This is a genomic window from uncultured Bifidobacterium sp., assembly GCF_963540075.1.
In the GTDB taxonomy this organism is placed as follows: Bacteria; Actinomycetota; Actinomycetes; order Actinomycetales; family Bifidobacteriaceae; genus Bifidobacterium.
The window spans coordinates 1-16450 of record NZ_CAUTOG010000014.1 but is presented as its reverse complement, the minus strand read 5'-3'; the positions used below and the strand labels follow the sequence as shown (position 1 = coordinate 16450).

Sequence of the window (16450 nt, the reverse complement as noted above, 5' to 3'; positions counted from 1 at the left end):
GGTGGGGAATATGCCCAAAGCACTGTTGTTGGAGAACATCCATCCCGACGCCGCGCAGTCGTTGCGCGACCACGGCTTCGAGGTCGAGACCCGGCCCGGGGCGCTTGGAGAGGACGAGCTCATCGAGGCCCTTGACGGCGTTGACGTGCTGGGCATCCGATCCAAGACCACCGTGACCCGCCGCGTCCTCGACGCTCGTCCCGACCTGACCGCCATCGGATGCTTCTGCATCGGAACCAACCAGGTCGACCTCGACTACGCCGGCAGGAAGGGCATCGCCGTCTTCAACGCCCCGTATTCGAACACCCGATCCGTGGTCGAGCTCGTCATCTCCGACATCATCTGCCTCATGCGCCGCATCCCGGCGCACACCCACCATCTCAAGCACGGCCTGTGGGACAAGTCGGCGAAGGGGTCGCACGAGGTGCGCGGCAAGACGCTGGGCATCGTCGGCTACGGCAACATCGGCTCGCAGCTGTCGGTTCTCGCCGAGGCCATGGGCATGCGCGTCGTGTTCTACGACATCGAGGAGAAGCTCGCGATGGGCAACGCCAGGCGCATGTCCACGCTCAACGAGCTTCTCGAACAGGCGGATGCAGTGACGCTGCACGTCGACGGACGCAAGTCCAACGTCGGCTTCTTCGGCGAGGACCAGTTCGCCCATATGAAGCAGGACGCGATCTTCATCAACCTTTCCCGTGGCTTCGTCGCCGATCTCGATGCCCTCAAGCGCCATCTGGATTCGGGCCATCTGTCCGGCGCCGCCGTGGACGTGTACCCGGTCGAACCGAAGAAAAGCGGGGACGTCTTCGTCACTCCCCTGGCCGACGAGGACAACATGATCCTCACCCCGCATATCGGCGGATCGACGCTGGAGGCCCAGGAGTCGATCGGACACTTCGTCTCCCAGCGGCTCGAGGACTACTGGTTTCGCGCCTCGACGACGCTGTCCGTGAACATGCCCCCGATGACTCTGCACCAGGGAAAAGGCGCGGCGCGCATCGCCCATCTGCATGACAACCTTCCGGGCGTGCTCGCAAGGGTGAACAAGGTGCTCGGCGAGGAGAACATCAACATCTCCGCCCAGTCCCTGGCGACCGAGGGCGAACTGGGCTACGTCGTCACCGACGTGGCATCCAGGCCGACGCCTGCCGCCCTCGACGCGCTGAGGCATCTTGCGGGAACGATCCGGATGAGGATCATCGAGCTATAGGCAGTCGGTCGCGACCGTGACGATCATTCCGAGGCATGCTCGTCACGGTCGTGGCGCAGCCCGTTGATGGCCTTCTGGAAGTCCTCGAGATCGCCGAAGTTGCGGTAGACGCTTGCGAAACGCAGATACGCGACCTCGTCGAGATCGCGCAGAGGCCCGAGGATGGCTTTGCCGACGTCCTCGGATTTCACCTGGGCGAGGCCACGCGAACGCAGGTCCTCCTCGACCTTCTGCCCCAGGGCCTTGAGGTCGTCTTCGTCGATGGGACGGCCCTGACAGGCCTTGCGAACTCCGGCGATGACCTTGGCGCGGTCAAAGGGCTCGACGTTCCCCGAGCGTTTGAGCACGAGAAGCATGGTGCTTTCGACCGTCGTGAAGCGTCGACCGCAGTGGGGGCATTCTCGCCGGCGCCGGATGGTGTGGCCATCCTCGCTCAGCCGAGTATCGACGACCTTCGTGTCGGGGTTCTGACAGAACGGGCAATGCATGCTCTCCACAATAGCCTTAGGAGGCCGCGTCACCCCCTGCCGCGGCATCACCTGCCACGGTCACCACTGCGAGGAGTCCACGGGGACGACGATGCGCTGCCCCGGATGAAGCGTGGCGCTGTCGAGATTGTTCAGGGCCATAAGCCGATCGACCGTCACCGAGACGTCATCTCCCCGCGGCGTAATGCCTTCGGCATAGGTCCATAGGGTGTCCCCCTGCTGCACGACCTCGGTCGATGTCTCGACGGGACCGGTGGCCGACTGCGCACGCACCGCGGCGAAGCCGCCCACAGCGCCACAGGAAAGCGCGAACGCGAGAAGCACGGTCACCACCCTCCCCCGCCTCGTCAGCGTCGCGCGTTCGCGTTTCGGAGTCGGCGACGCTGACTGCGACATGGCCATGAAGGAGCCGCTCCTCACAGCGAAGGCACGACGAGCCCGGGCCTTCTCCGCCACGCTCGGACGAACCGGGGAGTCAGCCTCCAGGAACGCAAGTCGCGGCGATTCTCCGGTTCGCTTCCCCTGCGGGGACCCGCCACTGACGGAGCGCGGCGTCAGCCGGGCCGTCGCACATCCGATCACCGGAAACATCATCGGTTCGGACGTCATCAATCCAGCCGTCATGGAGATCATGGTGTGCTCCCTTCCTCCGCATCTCTTCCCCCGTCAATCGAACATATGTTCTATCGAACGGATGTTCTTACTATCGCACGGATGTTCGACCAAAACAAGGGAAATCATCGAACAGATGTTTGATTTCACAGGACCGACACGTTATGCTGGTCCCAGTTCCCGAAAGGAGCAGCCGGTGAGCACCGTCCCCTTCACCCCGCATGCGGGGTCCTCCCCCCGAAAGCCCTCGGGCCCGGACGCGGGTGCCACGACATCCCCGGAGGACGACCGGGGACCCGAGTCGGATGCAGGCGGGACCCCCTCTCTCACTGAGCGACCCTCTCTCACCGAACGACAGAAGCTTGTTCTGAAGGCCATCAGGACGCATATGGCCGAAAGCGGATTCGCCCCCTCCTTCCGCGAGATCGGCGAGCATGTCGGTCTGAAGAGCACCTCCTCCGTCAAGCATCAGTTGGAAACCCTTGAACTGCTCGGATTCATCCGCATGGGGGCGAACAAGGGACGCGCCATCGAACTCGTGGATGCGACGAATCCGCAGGACACCACGCCGGCCGATCCGACCCCGGCCTCGTCGCCATCGGGCCATGCCTCCGCAACCTCCGACCGTCCGACGCCACAGGCCGGTTCGAGCGCGCCGACGGACCATGGACGACCGAACGCGGGCCGCCAGGGCGCCAGGATCTTCCCCTTCCCCACGTTGGACGACGACAGCCCGTCCATCCTCGACTCACGCGACGTGCCTCTTGTCGGACGCATCGCCGCCGGCACGCCCATCACCGCCGAGCAGCATGTCGAGGACGTCATGCGACTGCCCGAGCGACTCACCGGGGACGGCAATCTCTTCATGCTCGAGGTGCATGGCGACTCGATGGTGGATGCGGCCATCTGCGACGGGGACTTCGTCGTGGTCCGCGAGCAGGAGACGGCGGAGAACGGCGACATCGTCGCCGCCCTGCTGGATGACGAGGCGACGGTGAAAACCTTCCGCCGGGAGCGGGGACACGTCTGGCTCATCCCCCACAATCCCGCCTACTCCCCCATCGACGGCACCGACGCCCGGATCATGGGCAGGGTCGTCACGGTTCTGCGCCGGCTGTAACGCATCGACGGACGCGGGACCGACGCCGCAACGGCGTCGCCGGAGGCGGCCTTCTAGGAATGCAGGCGCTCCGAATGCCGGCGACGGTATCCCACCGGTTCGAGCTGGAACGTCGTATGCTCCACCGACACCGGAAAATGTCTTCTGAGGCACTCCTGCAGGCTTTCGAGGATCCGGGAGGTCTGCTCCATGTCGAGGCCGTCATCCACCTCCACATGGGCCATGAGCACGGGCATGCCGGTCGAGACCGTGCTGGCGTGCAGATCGTGGACGGCGACGACGTGCGGAACCCTCTCCATATGCTCCCTCACGGCGGAGAGGTCGAGACCATCGGGAGTCTCCTCGAGCAGCACGCGTACGGCGTTGCGCAGCAGCAGCACGGCCCGAGGAATCATGAGAAGCGCGATGAGCCCACCGGCCACGGCGTCGAAGCCGTTCCAGCCGGTGATCATCATCACGATGGCGGAGACGACGACCGCCACCGATCCCAGGGCGTCGTTGATGACCTCGAGGAAGGCCGCCCGCATGTTCATGTTGTCGGCGCGCCGTGAGGAGAGGATGGCCATCGACCCGGCGTTCGCAAGGAGACCAAGGACGCCGAAGGCGAGAAGCAGGCGGATGTCGTGGATTTCCTCGTCGGCCGTGCCGAACAGGCGCATCCCCGCCTCCACGATGGCGTAGAGCCCCACGAAAAGAAGGGCCAGGGCGCCGCCCGCGGCAGTGAGCACCTCGAGACGAGCCCACCCCCAGGTGCGCGTGCCGTTCGGCTTGCGCCGCATCAGCAGAGCCGTGACCACGGACGCGGAAAGCACCGAGAGGTCGGTGAGCATATGGCCCGCGTCCACGAGCAGGGCGAGCGACCCGGTGATGGCGGCGCCGACGAGCTCGACGATGAACACCGTCCCCGTCAGGGCCAGCGTCAGGGACAGCCGGCGCTGATGCTCGCGGTTCGGATCCATCCCCTCGGAACGGAGACGATGGTCCCCACCGGCACCGGAACCGGAACCAGGTGTCTTCCCGACGTCACCGTCAGAACCATGCGCATCATCCACCGCGAACCTCCTCGAACGTTCGACCCACCGGGCGCGGGGACCGACTATACCGCGGTCGGAAGCGAAAGAACAGAGCGAAACGGCGGAATTCCGCCATTGTCGGAATGTTGTGCACTTGCGCTGGCTGGTCGACAGCGCAGGCGAACGAACGGTGTTCACACCATGGACTCATGACGATGGGAATCGTCGTCATCTGATCGAGGACGACGGATGCGCCGGCCCCTCCGACGATCGCGGCCCCAATCAATGGAATGCCATTCGGATGTCATCCACCGGCATGGTCACGCAGGACGCGGAAACGCGGAGGTGAACAAGCCGGGACGATGCGCAGACATGGCGATGGCCCGACTCCGTTGAAGGAAGCCGGACCATCGTCGTGATCCCATGCGTCCCACCGAAGGGCAGGACGCCGAACCGCTCAGAAGCCGAACTTGGCGGCGGTCTCCTTGAGGGTCTCGGCGGAGCGCTTGAGCGCGGCGAGCTCACGGTCGGACACCGGCGTGTTGATCCGCGAGTTGACGCCCTGGCGGTTGAGCAGGGTCGGCACGGACATGCACACGCCGGAGATGCCGTGGAAGCCGTCGAGCAGCGAGCTCACCGGCAGGATCCTGTTGGTGTCGTGCAGAATGGCCTCGATGATGTCCACCCCGGACATGGCGATGGCGTAGTTCGTGGCGCCCTTGCCGTTGATGATCCGGTAGGCGGCGTTCTTGACCTCCTGATGGATCTCCTCGCGCTTGGCGGCATCCAGGGGATCATGGCCGGGCAGCGGGGCCCAGTCGCACATGGGGACGCCGCCGATGGTCGCGGAGGCCCACAGAGGAACCTCGGAGTCGCCGTGCTCGCCGGCGATGTAGGCGTGGACGTTCTTGACGTTGACGCCGGTCTGCTGCGCGATGAGGAAGCGCAGACGCGCCGAGTCGAGGTTCGTCCCGGAGCCGAAGATCTGGTTCGTCGGCAGGCCGGAGAGCTTCATCGACACATGGGTGACGACGTCCACCGGATTCGTGATGAGCATGTAGATGGCGTTCGGGGCGACCTTCACGACGCCCGGGATGATCGACTTCATGATCTGGATGGTCGCGCCGGCCAGGTCGAGGCGCGACTGTCCGGGCTTCTGCCTGGCGCCGGCGGTGATGACGACCATGTCGGCGTCACGGCAGACCTCGACGTCGTCGGACCCGTCGATGGAGACCGTGGGATAGAAGCTGGAGCCATGCTGCATGTCGAGCACCTCGGCCTCGACGCGCTCCTTGGCGATGTCCTCGAGGACGATCTCGCGGGCCACGCCACGCTGGGCGGCGGCGAAGGCGAGCGTGGAGCCCACGGCCCCGGCGCCGATGATCGCGAGCTTCGTGGGCTTGATCGGTGAATCCACCATATATCGGACCTCTCTTAGCCTGATACCCCGTTCGTGACGGGCTTCGTTATTTCAGCGGTTTCACTGTATCCACACACTGTGACGTGGATTCGCTCGGGTCGCGGAGACGTCGAAGGACGGCGACGTGACGGCGATGTGAGCGTTCTCGCGATGATGTCGGACGCGGGCGCCAACGTCTCAGCCGATGGCCTGTTCGACGACGCGGGCCGCAAGAGGGGCATCGACGTCGGCCTCGATGCGCACGCCGTCGTCCCGATAGTCGACGCTGTCCACCCGTCCGTACTCCCTGACGCGTGAGACGAGCGATCCGGCGGTGTAGGGCAGCAGGGCGCTGACATGCACGTCGGGGACGGGCAGCAGACACTCGACATCGGCCTTCAGCGCCTCGATCCCCTCGCCGGTGAAGGCGGATACCACATGGGAGTCCGGGTACAGGGCGTGCAACCGGTCGCGCATGGCCTCGTCCACGCGGTCGCATTTGTTGAAGGCGATGACGCGGGGGATGTCCTCGGCGCCCTCGATATCCGCCAGAATGGCGTTGACCGCGTCGATCTGCCCGAAGGGGTCGGGATGGGAGGCGTCCACGACGTGGAGGATGACGTCCGCGTCCGCGACCTCCTCCAGCGTGGACTTGAAGGCCTCGACGAGCTGCGTGGGCAGACGGCGGACGAACCCGACCGTGTCCACGTAGGCGTAGATGCGGCCGTCAGCGGCCCTGGCGCGCCGCACGGCCGTGTCAAGGGTGGCGAACAGCGCGTTCTCGACGAGCTCGCCGGAGCCCGTGAGCCTGTTCGTCAGCGAGGACTTGCCGGCGTTCGTGTATCCGACGACGGCCACGGTGGGCATGCCGAAGCGCCGGCGCGAGCCGCGCTTGACCTCGCGCGCCGGAGCCATGCGGGCGATCTGGCGACGCAGCCGGGCGATGCGGGTGCGGATGACGCGGCGATCCATCTCGATCTTCGTCTCGCCGGGGCCACGCGAGCCGATGCCGGCGTCCGCGCCGGCCGCACGCCCGCCGGCCTGACGGGACAGCGAACCGCCCCAGCCACGCAGGCGCGGAAGCATGTACTCGAGCTGGGCGAGCTCGACCTGGGCCTTGCCCTCGCGGCTGGTCGCGTGCTGGGCGAAGATGTCGAGGATGACGGCCGTGCGGTCGACGACCTTGACCTTCGTGGCGTCCTCGAGGGCGCGGCGCTGGCTGGGCGCCATGTCGTCGTCGACGATGATGGTGTCCGCCTCGCGCTCGGCCACGATGCCGGCCAGCTCGCGGGCCTTGCCGCTGCCCACGTAGGTGGCCGCATCCGGCTTGAAGCGATGCTGGAGCAGCCCGTCGCACACCACCGCACCGGCCGTCTCGGCGAGCGCGGCGAGCTCCCTCAGCGACTCCTCCGCCTGGGCCGGCGTGCTCGTCGCGGACGACCAGACGCCGACGAGGACGACCCTTTCGAGTCTGAGCCGCCGGTACTCGACCTCGGTGACGTCCTGAAGCTCACCCAGACCGGCGACGTGCTTGAACTCGTTGCGCGCCTCCCGCTCCCGCCACTCCTCGCTGGTCCGTCCAGCCGCGGCCCCGGCCGCGGAGTCGGCGAGCAGCACGTCCGAGGAGCCCGTCAGCGAGGAGCCGGACATCATGGCCGCGCGCGTCGAAGCCCCCCCGCGACCATCGGCCGCTCCCTTCGCACCATCCCCATCAACGACTCGATCGGGGACCCCATCGGCGTCATCGTCCGTCATCACACGTCCCGTACCGGCATCCCGCAGGCTCTGCGTCACGTACCACCTCTCCGCGTAGGAATATGGACGCTATTATCATCGTGTTGGGCGACAAGCCCTGCGCCGTCGGCGGAAGCGGCGGCACGATGATCCAGAGCACGACGACCAGGTCACCACGACCGGGGGGAGACGCAGATGGCACAGGGCGACGGCGGCGAGCAGTACTTCTCCTCCTCCCCCGAGTCCCCCGACGTCCGCCGCAGCCTCCACCTCGAGCTGCGCGGCCGTGACGTGACGGTCGAGACCTCGAACGGCGTGTTCTCCGCGCATCGACTCGACCTCGGCACCTCGGTGCTGCTCAGGCATGCCCCCGAACCGCCTCTTCGAGGCACCCTCCTCGACCTCGGCTGCGGCTGGGGTCCTCTGTCGCTGACGATGGCCCTGGAGTCCCCGGAGGCCTCCGTCTGGGCCGTGGACGTGAACGAGCGCGCCGTCGAGCTCACCGCTCGCAACGCGGCCTCCAACTCCGCCCCCAACGTGCATGCCGTCCTCGCGGACGCGGTCCCCGAGGACCTGCGCTTCGACCTCATCTGGTCCAATCCGCCCATCCGCGTGGGCAAGGAGGCGCTCCACGCGCTGCTGATGTCCTGGCTGCCCCGGCTGAACCCGTCGGGGACCGCGTATCTCGTCGTCCAGCGCAATCTGGGCTCCGATTCGCTGCTCGCCTGGCTCTCCTCGGCGCTCCCGTCCTTCGCCTGCTCGAAGTACGCGAGCTCCAAGGGATACCGCGTCATCGAGGTGCGCCGCACCGCATGAGATACGACTATCCCGCGGAGCTCCCGGTCAGCGCGGCGCATGACGACATCATCGCCGCCGTCCGCTCCAGCCAGGTCGTCATCATCTCCGGACAGACCGGTTCGGGCAAGACCACGCAGATACCCAAGATGCTGCTGGAGATGGGCCGCGGCGGCCACGGCCGTCAGATCGTCCACACGCAGCCGCGGCGCATCGCGGCCCGCACGGTCGCCGAACGCCTGTGCCAGGAGATGGGCGTGCATCTCGGCCAGGAGATCGGCTACCAGGTGCGCTTCACCGACGAAAGCTCGCCGGGGACGCGCCTGCGCATCGTCACCGACGGCATCCTGCTCGCGCAGATCCAGCGCGACCCGCAGCTGTCGCGCTACGACACGGTGATCATCGACGAGGCGCACGAGCGCAGCCTGAACATCGACTTCCTGCTCGGCTATCTCACCGCCCTGCTCCCGCGCCGCCCGGACCTCAGGCTCATCATCACCTCCGCCACCATCGATTCGGTGAAGTTCCGCGACCATTTCGCCAGGGCGCTGCACGCCGAGGTGCCCGTCATCGAGGTGTCCGGACGCACCTGGCCCGTGCAGGTCGTGTACGAGCCGCCGGACGAGCCGCCGGCCCTGATGGATCACGTCCCCGGCTTCGAGGACATGTCCGACGACGAGTCCGGCGAGATGGACGTTCCCACCGCCGTGGCGCGGGCCTGCGCCGAGCTGGCCCTGCGCTCCACGCATGAACGCGGGCCGCGCGACATCCTCGTCTTCGCCTCCGGCGAGCGCGACATCCGCGACTTTGAGACGGCGCTGCGCCGCCATTTCGGTCCTCGTGCCTCCGACCTTCGTCGCCCGGATGCCATCGAGATCGTCCCCCTGTTCGCCCGCCTCTCCGCCAAGGAGCAGCACCGCGTGTTCGAGGCGCATGCGCATCAGCGCATCGTCATCGCCACCAACGTGGCCGAGACCTCGCTCACCGTCCCCGGCATCCGCTATGTCGTGGATCCGGGCACCGCCCGTATCTCGCGGTATTCGAAGACGGCCAAGGTGCAGCGTCTGCCCATCGAGCCCGTCTCGCAGGCGAGCGCCGACCAGCGCTCCGGCCGATGCGGCCGCGTGGCCGACGGCATCGCCATCCGCCTGTACTCCGCCGAGGACTATGAGACTCGACCACGGTTCACCGAACCGGAGATCCTGCGCACCTCGCTGGGGGCGGTGGTGCTGCACATGCTGTCCGTCGGAGTGGCCCGCACGGCGAACGACGTGACGCATTTCGGCTTCATCGACCCTCCGGACACCCGCTCCGTGACGGACGGCTTCGCGGAGCTCTCCGAGCTGGGGGCGATCCGCGGGGACGGGAGCGACGCCACGCTCACGAGAATCGGCCGTCAGCTGGCCCGACTGCCCATCGATGTGCGTCTGGGGCGCATGGTCATCGAGGCCGCGAACAGGACCACGCCGAACACCCTGGCCGCCGTGCTCGTCATCGTCGCCTTCCTCAGCCTTCAGGACCCGCGCGAGCGACCCGAGGAGAAGCGCGAGGAGGCCGACCGTCTGCACAACCGCTACGCCGACCCGACCAGCGACTTCCTCACCGCGCTCAATCTGTGGGACCGGGTCTTCGAGGTCGACGGCAACCCCGGCAACGGCGCTCTGCGGCGTCTCAGCAGAGACGAATTCCTCAGCTTCCTGCGACTGCGCCAGTGGAGGGACCTCGTCTCGCAGCTGCGCGGGATGTGCCGCGAATTGCGTTTCACGGTGGGCGAGGTCACTCCCGTCTCCCGACCCGATCCGAGCGTGACCGGACTTCCGCCGGAGCGTCAGCCGGCGCACGCCCTGTGCCGGTCCTGGGACTCCGAAGGCATTCACCGTTCCATGCTCGCCGGGCTGCTGTCCATGATGGGCATGCAGGTGGTGCGGGAGCCCAAGGCCTCCGACTTCGCGGGACTCAAGGGCGCCGCGAGGGCTCGGGCGATGAAGCGGGCGACCAAGACGGCGCGCAACGAGTATCTCGGCGCCCGCGGCACCCATTTCGCGATCTTCCCCGCCTCCGCCGTCTCCCGCAAGCCGCCCAGCTGGGTGATGGGTGCGGAGCTGGTCGAGACCTCCCGGCTGTGGGCGCGCTACGCCGCCACCATCGACCCGTCCTGGGCGGAGCCGCTCGCCGGATCGCTGCTGCGCACCACCTACGCCGAGCCGCACTGGTCGGGATCGCGCGGGTCCGCGGTGGCGAAGGCCAGGCTGCTGCTGTACGGACTGCCCATCGTGGCGGACCGCACGGTGCAGTGGGGACGCATCAACCCCGTCGAGGCCCGGCAGATGCTCATCCGTCAGGGCCTGGTGGAGGGCGACATCCACGAGCGCTTCGACCATGACGACTTCGTCCGGGGCAATCTCGACATCCTCGAACGCGCCGGCGACGACTCGAACCGCACCCGTCATCCCGGCGGCACGGTGAACGACGACGACCTCGCGGACTTCTATGACGCGGTGCTGCCGCCAGAGGCCACCTCCGTCGCGACGCTGGCCGACTGGTGGAGGCATGGGCATGACGCGCATCCGCATCTGCTCGACTTCGATCCTGATGCGGTGGACCGTCTCGAGGAGGTGGAGACGGCCAGCCTGGACGACTATCCGGACAGGTGGCATACCCGGACCACCGACGGCGCGGCCGTGGATCTGAGACTCGGCTATCTGTACGACCCGCAGAACCCGGCCGACGGGGTCACGGTGCATGTGCCGATCTCCGCGCTATCGCGACTGTCGCCCGAGCAGTTCACCTGGAACGTGCCCGGACTGCTCGACGAGCTCATCCTCGGCACCATCCGCGCCCTGCCGAAGGCCCTGCGGGTGCAGTTCGTCCCTGCCCCGGACGCCGCGCGATCGATCCGCGGATGGGTCGACGAGCATTATCCGGACCTGCCCGGATCGGGGAGGGACGGACGTCCGGCGTCTCCCCCGCAGGACGGTGACGCGGAGGGTACGGGTGGTTCGGGCCGCTCCGGCAAATCGGGCGGTTCGGTCGGTTCGGGAGGCTCCGGTTCACACGACTCCGGCGGCAAAAGGGCGGCGGGCTCATGGCCGGACTTCCTCCACGTCTTCGCCCGCGCGGCCATCGAGGTGGTCGGCGCGCAGATCCATCCCGAGGTGCTGTCCGAGACGCTGGTGGACCGGCTCCCCCCCTATCTGCGCATGACCTTCAGTGTCGAAGGGAACCCGGAGAGTCGGACGGCCGACGGGCGTCGCGGGAACGCGGACGGGAAGTCACGGCGCGGGGATACGGCACGAGGGGATACGCAGAGGAATCCACGCGACGACTCGCACGGTGATCTCCACGGTGATGTGTCACGCGACGATTCGCGCGCGGATTCACATGGCAATCCGCAGAACGAACCGCAGACGGCGAACTCCGCCCGTGGCCACGGGGCGCCTCAGGTCCTCGGGACCGGAAAGTCCCTGACCGAGCTGCAGCGTCGGTTCGCCGAGCAGGCGCGCCAGTCCGCCCGCCATGAGGTCGGACGGAAGGCGGCGGCCGCGGAAAGACGCGGCGAGGTCGTCGAGAAGGCCAATCTGCTGCATCGCGCGGGCGCGACCACGGAATCGCGTTCCTCCATGCTGTGGAAGGCGGCCCTCAAGGCGCTGAAGCTTCCGGACGAGCGGGTCTCCAGCCGCTGGCTGGGGACGGAGGCGCTGCGTCTCGCGTCGGCGCCGTACCCGAACACCTCCGCGTTGGCGGAGGACCTGCAGCTGGCCGCCGTCAAGAGACTGCTCCCCCATGCGGTGGACCTGCCTGACGACGAGGCGCTGGCGACCGCGGTGGAGGGCGTTCGGGAGATTTTTGAGGACACCGTCTACGATGTCGCGCATGACGCCATCGCCATCCTCGAACGCCACGCCGAAGTCGACAGGGCCGTGTCCGGGCCGGCGGATCTTCCCCTGCTCGCCGTGCTGCAGTGGATACGAGAGCATATCGACTCGCTCGTCTTCCCCGGATTCATCGGTCAGGCACCCCCGGATTCGCTGCGCCGCATCGAGCGCTATCTGCGTGCCGACCTGCTGCGGCTCGAGAAGGCCAGGAAGGACCGCAATCGTGACGTGCGCTGGGCGTGGAAGGCCGATGAGGCCCACACGCTGGTGGAGAAGGCCATGATGCAGGCGAAGGGCGAACCCGCCGGTCCCCGCCACGAGCAGGCGATGGAGAAGGCCGTGAAGGCCCGCTGGATGCTCGAGGAGTTCTACGTCTCGTTGTGGGCGCAGGAGCTCGGGACCGCCGAACCCGTCAGCCTTCAGCGCATCCACCGGGCTCTGGCATGACGGCTGCGAAGCCTTCCCACGGACGACGTCCCCCGACGCGACGGCAGACGCTCGGACGGGCGCTGCGCAGGACGCTGCGCCATCCCCTGCGCACGCTGCGGTCGCGCTGGCGGCGCTCGGGGATCTCCGGCCACATCGGCATGGCGCTGGGCGGCATCGTGGCCGTCATCGTCGTCATCGCTCTCATCATGGGGCTGGTCCGCGTCGTCCAGTGGCGCCTTCTGATCAAGGCGGCCGAGGACCGGCAGACCGAGCTGTCCGCCGAATACGGCTTCGATCCCGGCGACATCATCTCCGATTCGAGCTTCTTCGACGCCAACGCCATGAGCCAGGCGGAGATTCAGGCGTTCCTCAACGAGAAGGGCTCCTCCTGCAGCGGGGACGGCTGCCTGAAAACCAAGGTCTTCGAGACCTCCGCACAGAAGGCCGACTCGCTGTGCGGCGCCTACACGGCCGATGCGAGCAACCGCCAGACGGCCGCGGGCATCATCGCCAAGGCCGCGAAGGCCTGCACCATCAGCCCGCAGGTGCTCCTCGTCATGCTCCAGAAGGAGCAGCATCTCGTCACGGCCACGTCCACGACCGACTTCCAGTACGAGGCGGCGATGGGTCTGAGCTGTCCGGACACCGCCGACTGCGACCCGGAATACGCCGGATTCTTCAAACAGGTGTTCGGTGCGGCGAAGCGCTTCCGCTACTATCTGGCGCACGGCGACCGCTACGGATACACGGTCGGATCGCTGAGCTTCGTACGGTACAGTCCTGATTCGGCCTGCGGCGGCGCGAACGTCGTCATCCGCGGCAGGGCGACGCGTCTGCTGTACATCTACACGCCCTACCAGCCGAACGTGGCGGCACTGAAGGCCGGGGCGGGCGAGGGCGACTCCTGCTCGAGCTACGGCAACCGCAACTTCTGGCTCATCTACACCGACTGGTTCGGCTCGACGACGTAACGTCGCAGCAGGGTGACGGTTCCGACGGCGAGCAGAGCGAACACGGCCCCGGACGGCCCCAGCCAGCGAAGCCCGGAGACGTCGTTCACCGCTCCCCCGACGGCCGAGCCCAAGGCGATGCCGATGTTGAAGGACATGGAGTTCAACGAGGCCGCGAGATTCATGGACCCCGGATGCGCGGAGGCGGCCGTGTCCATGTACAGCACCTGCGAAGCCGAGTTCTGCAGGTACATCATCATGCCGAGGACGACGAGAAGCACCGCGCCGAGAACCGGGACCTGGGCCGCGAAGGCGAGAAGACACAGCATCACGGCCTGCACGAGGTAGATCGGGCGGATACGCGTGAGCGGTTCCACACCCTCTCCGCGCGCCGCCAACCGCCCGCTGACGAGGTTGCTCCATAGGCAGGCCAGCCCGAAGACGACGAGGGCCGTGGACACGTATCTCGCGGGCACGCCGACCTCGTCACGGAGTATCGGCGTCAGATACGTGTAGAAGGTGTAGCTGGCGGCCGCTCCGAACACGACGGCGAGCACGCCGAGCTGGATGCGTCGGTCGAAGAAGAGCCGGAACTGGGCGAGGAAGCCCATGCGGATCGGTCGACCGCCGCGCGGAAGGGTGACGGCCATGGCGGCGAGCAGCGCCACGGTGAGCAGATCGATGAGATGGAAGGACCAGCGCCATCCGAGCACGCCTGCCACCCAGGTGCCCACGGGCACGCCGACGACGGAGGCCACGGAGAAGCCGGAGAACACCCAGGCGATGAAACGCGTGCGGTTGCGTGGTGAGACGACGTCAGGGGCGTAGGTCATCGCGACCGCCACCAGCGTTCCGGACACCACCGCAATGACGACGCGCCCGACGACGAGCATGCCGTATCCGACCGCGAAGGCGCACAGCACGTTGCCGGCGAGGAACACGGCGATGAGCGTGACATGCGTCGCGAAGCGCGGGAAACGCGCCACGTAGGCGGATCCGAAGGGCGTGCACGGCGCGTACACGACGGCGAAAACGGCGACCAGATTGCCGACCGTGACCTCGGAAACGTCAAGGCTGTGGGCCACGTCCGGCAGGATGCCGACGATCACGAACTCGCTCATACCCAGCAGGAAGGTGGAGAAGATCAACGTGAGAACGGCGGGCGAAAAGAAACGTCTGCCCTCCGGAAGCGCAGCGGAGGGGGCCGAATGAGTCCTCACGGGGGCGTCACTGGATGATGTCACCGATGGTGCCACTGTTCCGAAGGCAGGCGCCTACAGGCGAGGAAGGTATTTGCGCAGCTCATAGGGCGTGACCTGTCGGCTGTACTGATCCCATTCCTGACGCTTGTTGCGCAGGAAGTACTCGAAGGCGTGCTCCCCGATCACCCCGGCGACGAAGTCGGACTTCTCCATGGCCTTCAGAGCCTCGTCGAGCGAATGCGGAAGCGGCTGGATGCCCATCGCCTGGCGTTCGTCGTCGGTGAGCTCCCACACGTCGTCGCTGGTCGGATCGCCGAGCACCATCTTCTTCTCGATGCCGTCGAGACCCGCGGCCAGGAGCACCGAATAGGCGAGATACGGGTTGGCGACGGGATCGAGGGCACGGAACTCCATACGCGCCGAGTTGCCCTTGCCGGGCTTGTACTGGGGGATGCGAAGCAGCGCCGAGCGGTTGTTGTGTCCCCAGCAGATGTAGCTCGGGGCCTCGTTGCCGCCCCAGAGGCGCTTGTACGAGTTGACGTACTGGTCGACGACCGCGCTGATCTCCGCGGCATGGTAGAGGATGCCCGCGGCGAACTGCCGGGCCACCAGCGACATGTTGAACTCCTGGCCCGCCTCGTAGAAGGCGTTGGAATCGCCCTCGAACAGACTCAGATGCGTGTGCATGCCGGATCCTGGCTGATCGGCGAAGGGCTTGGGCATGAAGCTGGCATGGATGCCCCGCTCCAGCGAAATCTCCTTGACGACCGTGCGGAAGGTCATGATGTTGTCGGCCGTGGTGAGGGCGTCGGCGTATCTCAGGTCGATCTCGTTCTGACCGGGACCCGCCTCGTGGTGAGAGTACTCGACGGAGATGCCCATCTGCTCGAGCATGTTCACCGTGGCACGGCGGAAGTCCATTCCGGGACTGCGCGGCACATGGTCGAAGTAGCCGCCCTCATCGATGGGGGTGGGCGTCTGCGACCAGTCGTCCTGACGCTCGAAGAGATAGAACTCGATCTCCGGATGCACGTAGAAGGTGAAGCCCTTCTCCTTGGCCTTGGCAAGCGCGGTTTTGAGCACATGACGCGGATCGCCGAGCGACGGCTCGCCCTCGGGGGTGAGGATGTCGCAGAACATCCGGGCCGTGCCCTGGGGACCGCCTCTCCAGGGGAGGATCTGGAAGGTGGAGGGATCCGGCTTGACGATCATGTCGTCCTCGGACACGCGCGTCATGCCCTCGATGGCCGAGCCGTCGAAGCCCAGCCCCTCCTCGAACGCCGCCTCCAGCTCGGCGGGGGCGATGGCCACGGACTTCAGCGTCCCCAGCACATCGGTGAACCACAGACGAATGAAGCGCACATCGCGTTCCTCGACCGTTCGCAGAGCGAACTCCTGCTGCTTATCCATGGCCCCCATGGTTCCATGCCTCTATGACAGTGGGTCGAAACACGCCGGGAGCTCATCAGAAAGCATGCCGGAAGCCACGGCGTGGCGACGAGAATTCACGTCCGATTCACGCTCGGTTCGGAAGATTCGCACGACGCCCGAGGTCCGCACGATGCCGCATACTCTCCCGATGCCCGAGATCCGCACGATGCCGGAGGTTCTCAGGATGCC

Annotated in this window: 12 protein-coding genes; 5 read left to right on the top strand and 7 right to left on the bottom strand. The window is 66.9% G+C overall.

Annotated elements, in window-relative coordinates; translation table 11 throughout:
• The first annotated feature begins 10 nt into the window (after positions 1 to 10).
• Complete coding sequence (gene serA / locus RWX87_RS03070; RefSeq protein WP_314686812.1) at positions 11 to 1213, top strand: phosphoglycerate dehydrogenase; 1203 nt, start codon at positions 11 to 13, stop codon at positions 1211 to 1213.
• Positions 1214 to 1236: 23 nt separating this feature from the next.
• Here serA and nrdR read toward each other — a convergent pair whose 3' ends face one another.
• Together nrdR and RWX87_RS03060 are read right to left on the bottom strand one after the other, a co-directional pair.
• Positions 1237 to 1701 (bottom strand): transcriptional regulator NrdR, encoded by a 465-nt coding sequence (nrdR, locus tag RWX87_RS03065; RefSeq protein ID WP_314686845.1) that lies wholly within the window; start codon positions 1699 to 1701, stop codon positions 1237 to 1239.
• A gap of 60 nt (positions 1702 to 1761) precedes the next feature.
• Positions 1762 to 2103: a LysM peptidoglycan-binding domain-containing protein gene (locus tag RWX87_RS03060; RefSeq protein ID WP_314686810.1), complete on the bottom strand. Its 342-nt coding sequence runs from the start codon at positions 2101 to 2103 to the stop codon at positions 1762 to 1764.
• A 598-nt stretch (positions 2104 to 2701) separates the two neighbouring features.
• On the opposite strand from RWX87_RS03060, the gene lexA reads away from it, so the two are divergent.
• Positions 2702 to 3433, top strand: a complete 732-nt coding sequence (lexA, locus tag RWX87_RS03055; RefSeq protein WP_399552286.1) for a transcriptional repressor LexA — start codon at positions 2702 to 2704, stop codon at positions 3431 to 3433.
• A 53-nt stretch (positions 3434 to 3486) separates the two neighbouring features.
• On the opposite strand, the gene RWX87_RS03050 is transcribed toward lexA, so the two are convergent.
• The 3 genes from RWX87_RS03050 to hflX all read right to left on the bottom strand — a co-directional run bounded on the left by RWX87_RS03050 (position 3487) and on the right by hflX (position 7498).
• Positions 3487 to 4392 (bottom strand): cation diffusion facilitator family transporter, encoded by a 906-nt coding sequence (locus RWX87_RS03050; RefSeq protein WP_314686807.1) that lies wholly within the window; start codon positions 4390 to 4392, stop codon positions 3487 to 3489.
• A gap of 511 nt (positions 4393 to 4903) precedes the next feature.
• Positions 4904 to 5866: an L-lactate dehydrogenase gene (locus RWX87_RS03045; RefSeq protein WP_314686804.1), complete on the bottom strand. Its 963-nt coding sequence runs from the start codon at positions 5864 to 5866 to the stop codon at positions 4904 to 4906.
• 177 nt (positions 5867 to 6043) lie between these two features.
• Positions 6044 to 7498, bottom strand: a complete 1455-nt coding sequence (gene hflX, locus RWX87_RS03040) for a GTPase HflX (RefSeq protein ID WP_314686844.1) — start codon at positions 7496 to 7498, stop codon at positions 6044 to 6046.
• A 276-nt stretch (positions 7499 to 7774) separates the two neighbouring features.
• Here hflX and RWX87_RS03035 point away from each other — a divergent pair, with 276 nt between their 5' ends.
• The 3 genes from RWX87_RS03035 to RWX87_RS03025 are packed head-to-tail and all read left to right on the top strand — an operon-like array spanning position 7775 to position 13649.
• Complete coding sequence (locus tag RWX87_RS03035) at positions 7775 to 8395, top strand: methyltransferase (protein ID WP_314686802.1); 621 nt, start codon at positions 7775 to 7777, stop codon at positions 8393 to 8395.
• Positions 8392 to 12696 carry an ATP-dependent RNA helicase HrpA gene (hrpA, locus tag RWX87_RS03030; protein ID WP_314686799.1) on the top strand — a complete coding sequence of 1435 codons (4305 nt, stop codon included), beginning with the start codon at positions 8392 to 8394 and terminating at the stop codon, positions 12694 to 12696. Before RWX87_RS03035 ends, hrpA begins: the two co-directional genes overlap by 4 nt.
• The gene (locus RWX87_RS03025) at positions 12693 to 13649 is read left to right on the top strand and encodes a hemagglutinin (protein WP_314686798.1); all 957 of its coding nucleotides are present in this window, start codon (positions 12693 to 12695) and stop codon (positions 13647 to 13649) included. Before hrpA ends, RWX87_RS03025 begins: the two co-directional genes overlap by 4 nt.
• On the opposite strand, the gene RWX87_RS03020 is transcribed toward RWX87_RS03025, so the two are convergent.
• The gene (locus tag RWX87_RS03020; RefSeq protein WP_314686841.1) at positions 13619 to 14848 is read right to left on the bottom strand and encodes an MFS transporter; all 1230 of its coding nucleotides are present in this window, start codon (positions 14846 to 14848) and stop codon (positions 13619 to 13621) included. The two genes, RWX87_RS03025 and RWX87_RS03020, sit on opposite strands and share 31 nt — an antisense overlap.
• Positions 14849 to 14902: 54 nt before the next feature.
• Positions 14903 to 16240, bottom strand: a complete 1338-nt coding sequence (gene glnA, locus RWX87_RS03015; RefSeq protein ID WP_314686838.1) for a type I glutamate--ammonia ligase — start codon at positions 16238 to 16240, stop codon at positions 14903 to 14905.
• Positions 16241 to 16450 lie beyond the last annotated feature (210 nt).

Bases quoted from the DNA above. Each gene is read 5' to 3' on its own strand.
- serA (WP_314686812.1), top strand. From the start codon at position 11: ATGCCCAAAGCACTGTTGTTGGAGAACATCCATCCCGACGCCGCGCAG.
- nrdR (WP_314686845.1), bottom strand. From the start codon at position 1,701: ATGCATTGCCCGTTCTGTCAGAACCCCGACACGAAGGTCGTCGATACT.
- RWX87_RS03060 (WP_314686810.1), bottom strand. From the start codon at position 2,103: ATGGCCATGTCGCAGTCAGCGTCGCCGACTCCGAAACGCGAACGCGCG.
- lexA (WP_399552286.1), top strand. From the start codon at position 2,702: ATGGCCGAAAGCGGATTCGCCCCCTCCTTCCGCGAGATCGGCGAGCAT.
- RWX87_RS03050 (WP_314686807.1), bottom strand. From the start codon at position 4,392: ATGGATCCGAACCGCGAGCATCAGCGCCGGCTGTCCCTGACGCTGGCC.
- RWX87_RS03045 (WP_314686804.1), bottom strand. From the start codon at position 5,866: ATGGTGGATTCACCGATCAAGCCCACGAAGCTCGCGATCATCGGCGCC.
- hflX (WP_314686844.1), bottom strand. From the start codon at position 7,498: ATGATGTCCGGCTCCTCGCTGACGGGCTCCTCGGACGTGCTGCTCGCC.
- RWX87_RS03035 (WP_314686802.1), top strand. From the start codon at position 7,775: ATGGCACAGGGCGACGGCGGCGAGCAGTACTTCTCCTCCTCCCCCGAG.
- hrpA (WP_314686799.1), top strand. From the start codon at position 8,392: ATGAGATACGACTATCCCGCGGAGCTCCCGGTCAGCGCGGCGCATGAC.
- RWX87_RS03025 (WP_314686798.1), top strand. From the start codon at position 12,693: ATGACGGCTGCGAAGCCTTCCCACGGACGACGTCCCCCGACGCGACGG.
- glnA (WP_314686838.1), bottom strand. From the start codon at position 16,240: ATGGATAAGCAGCAGGAGTTCGCTCTGCGAACGGTCGAGGAACGCGAT.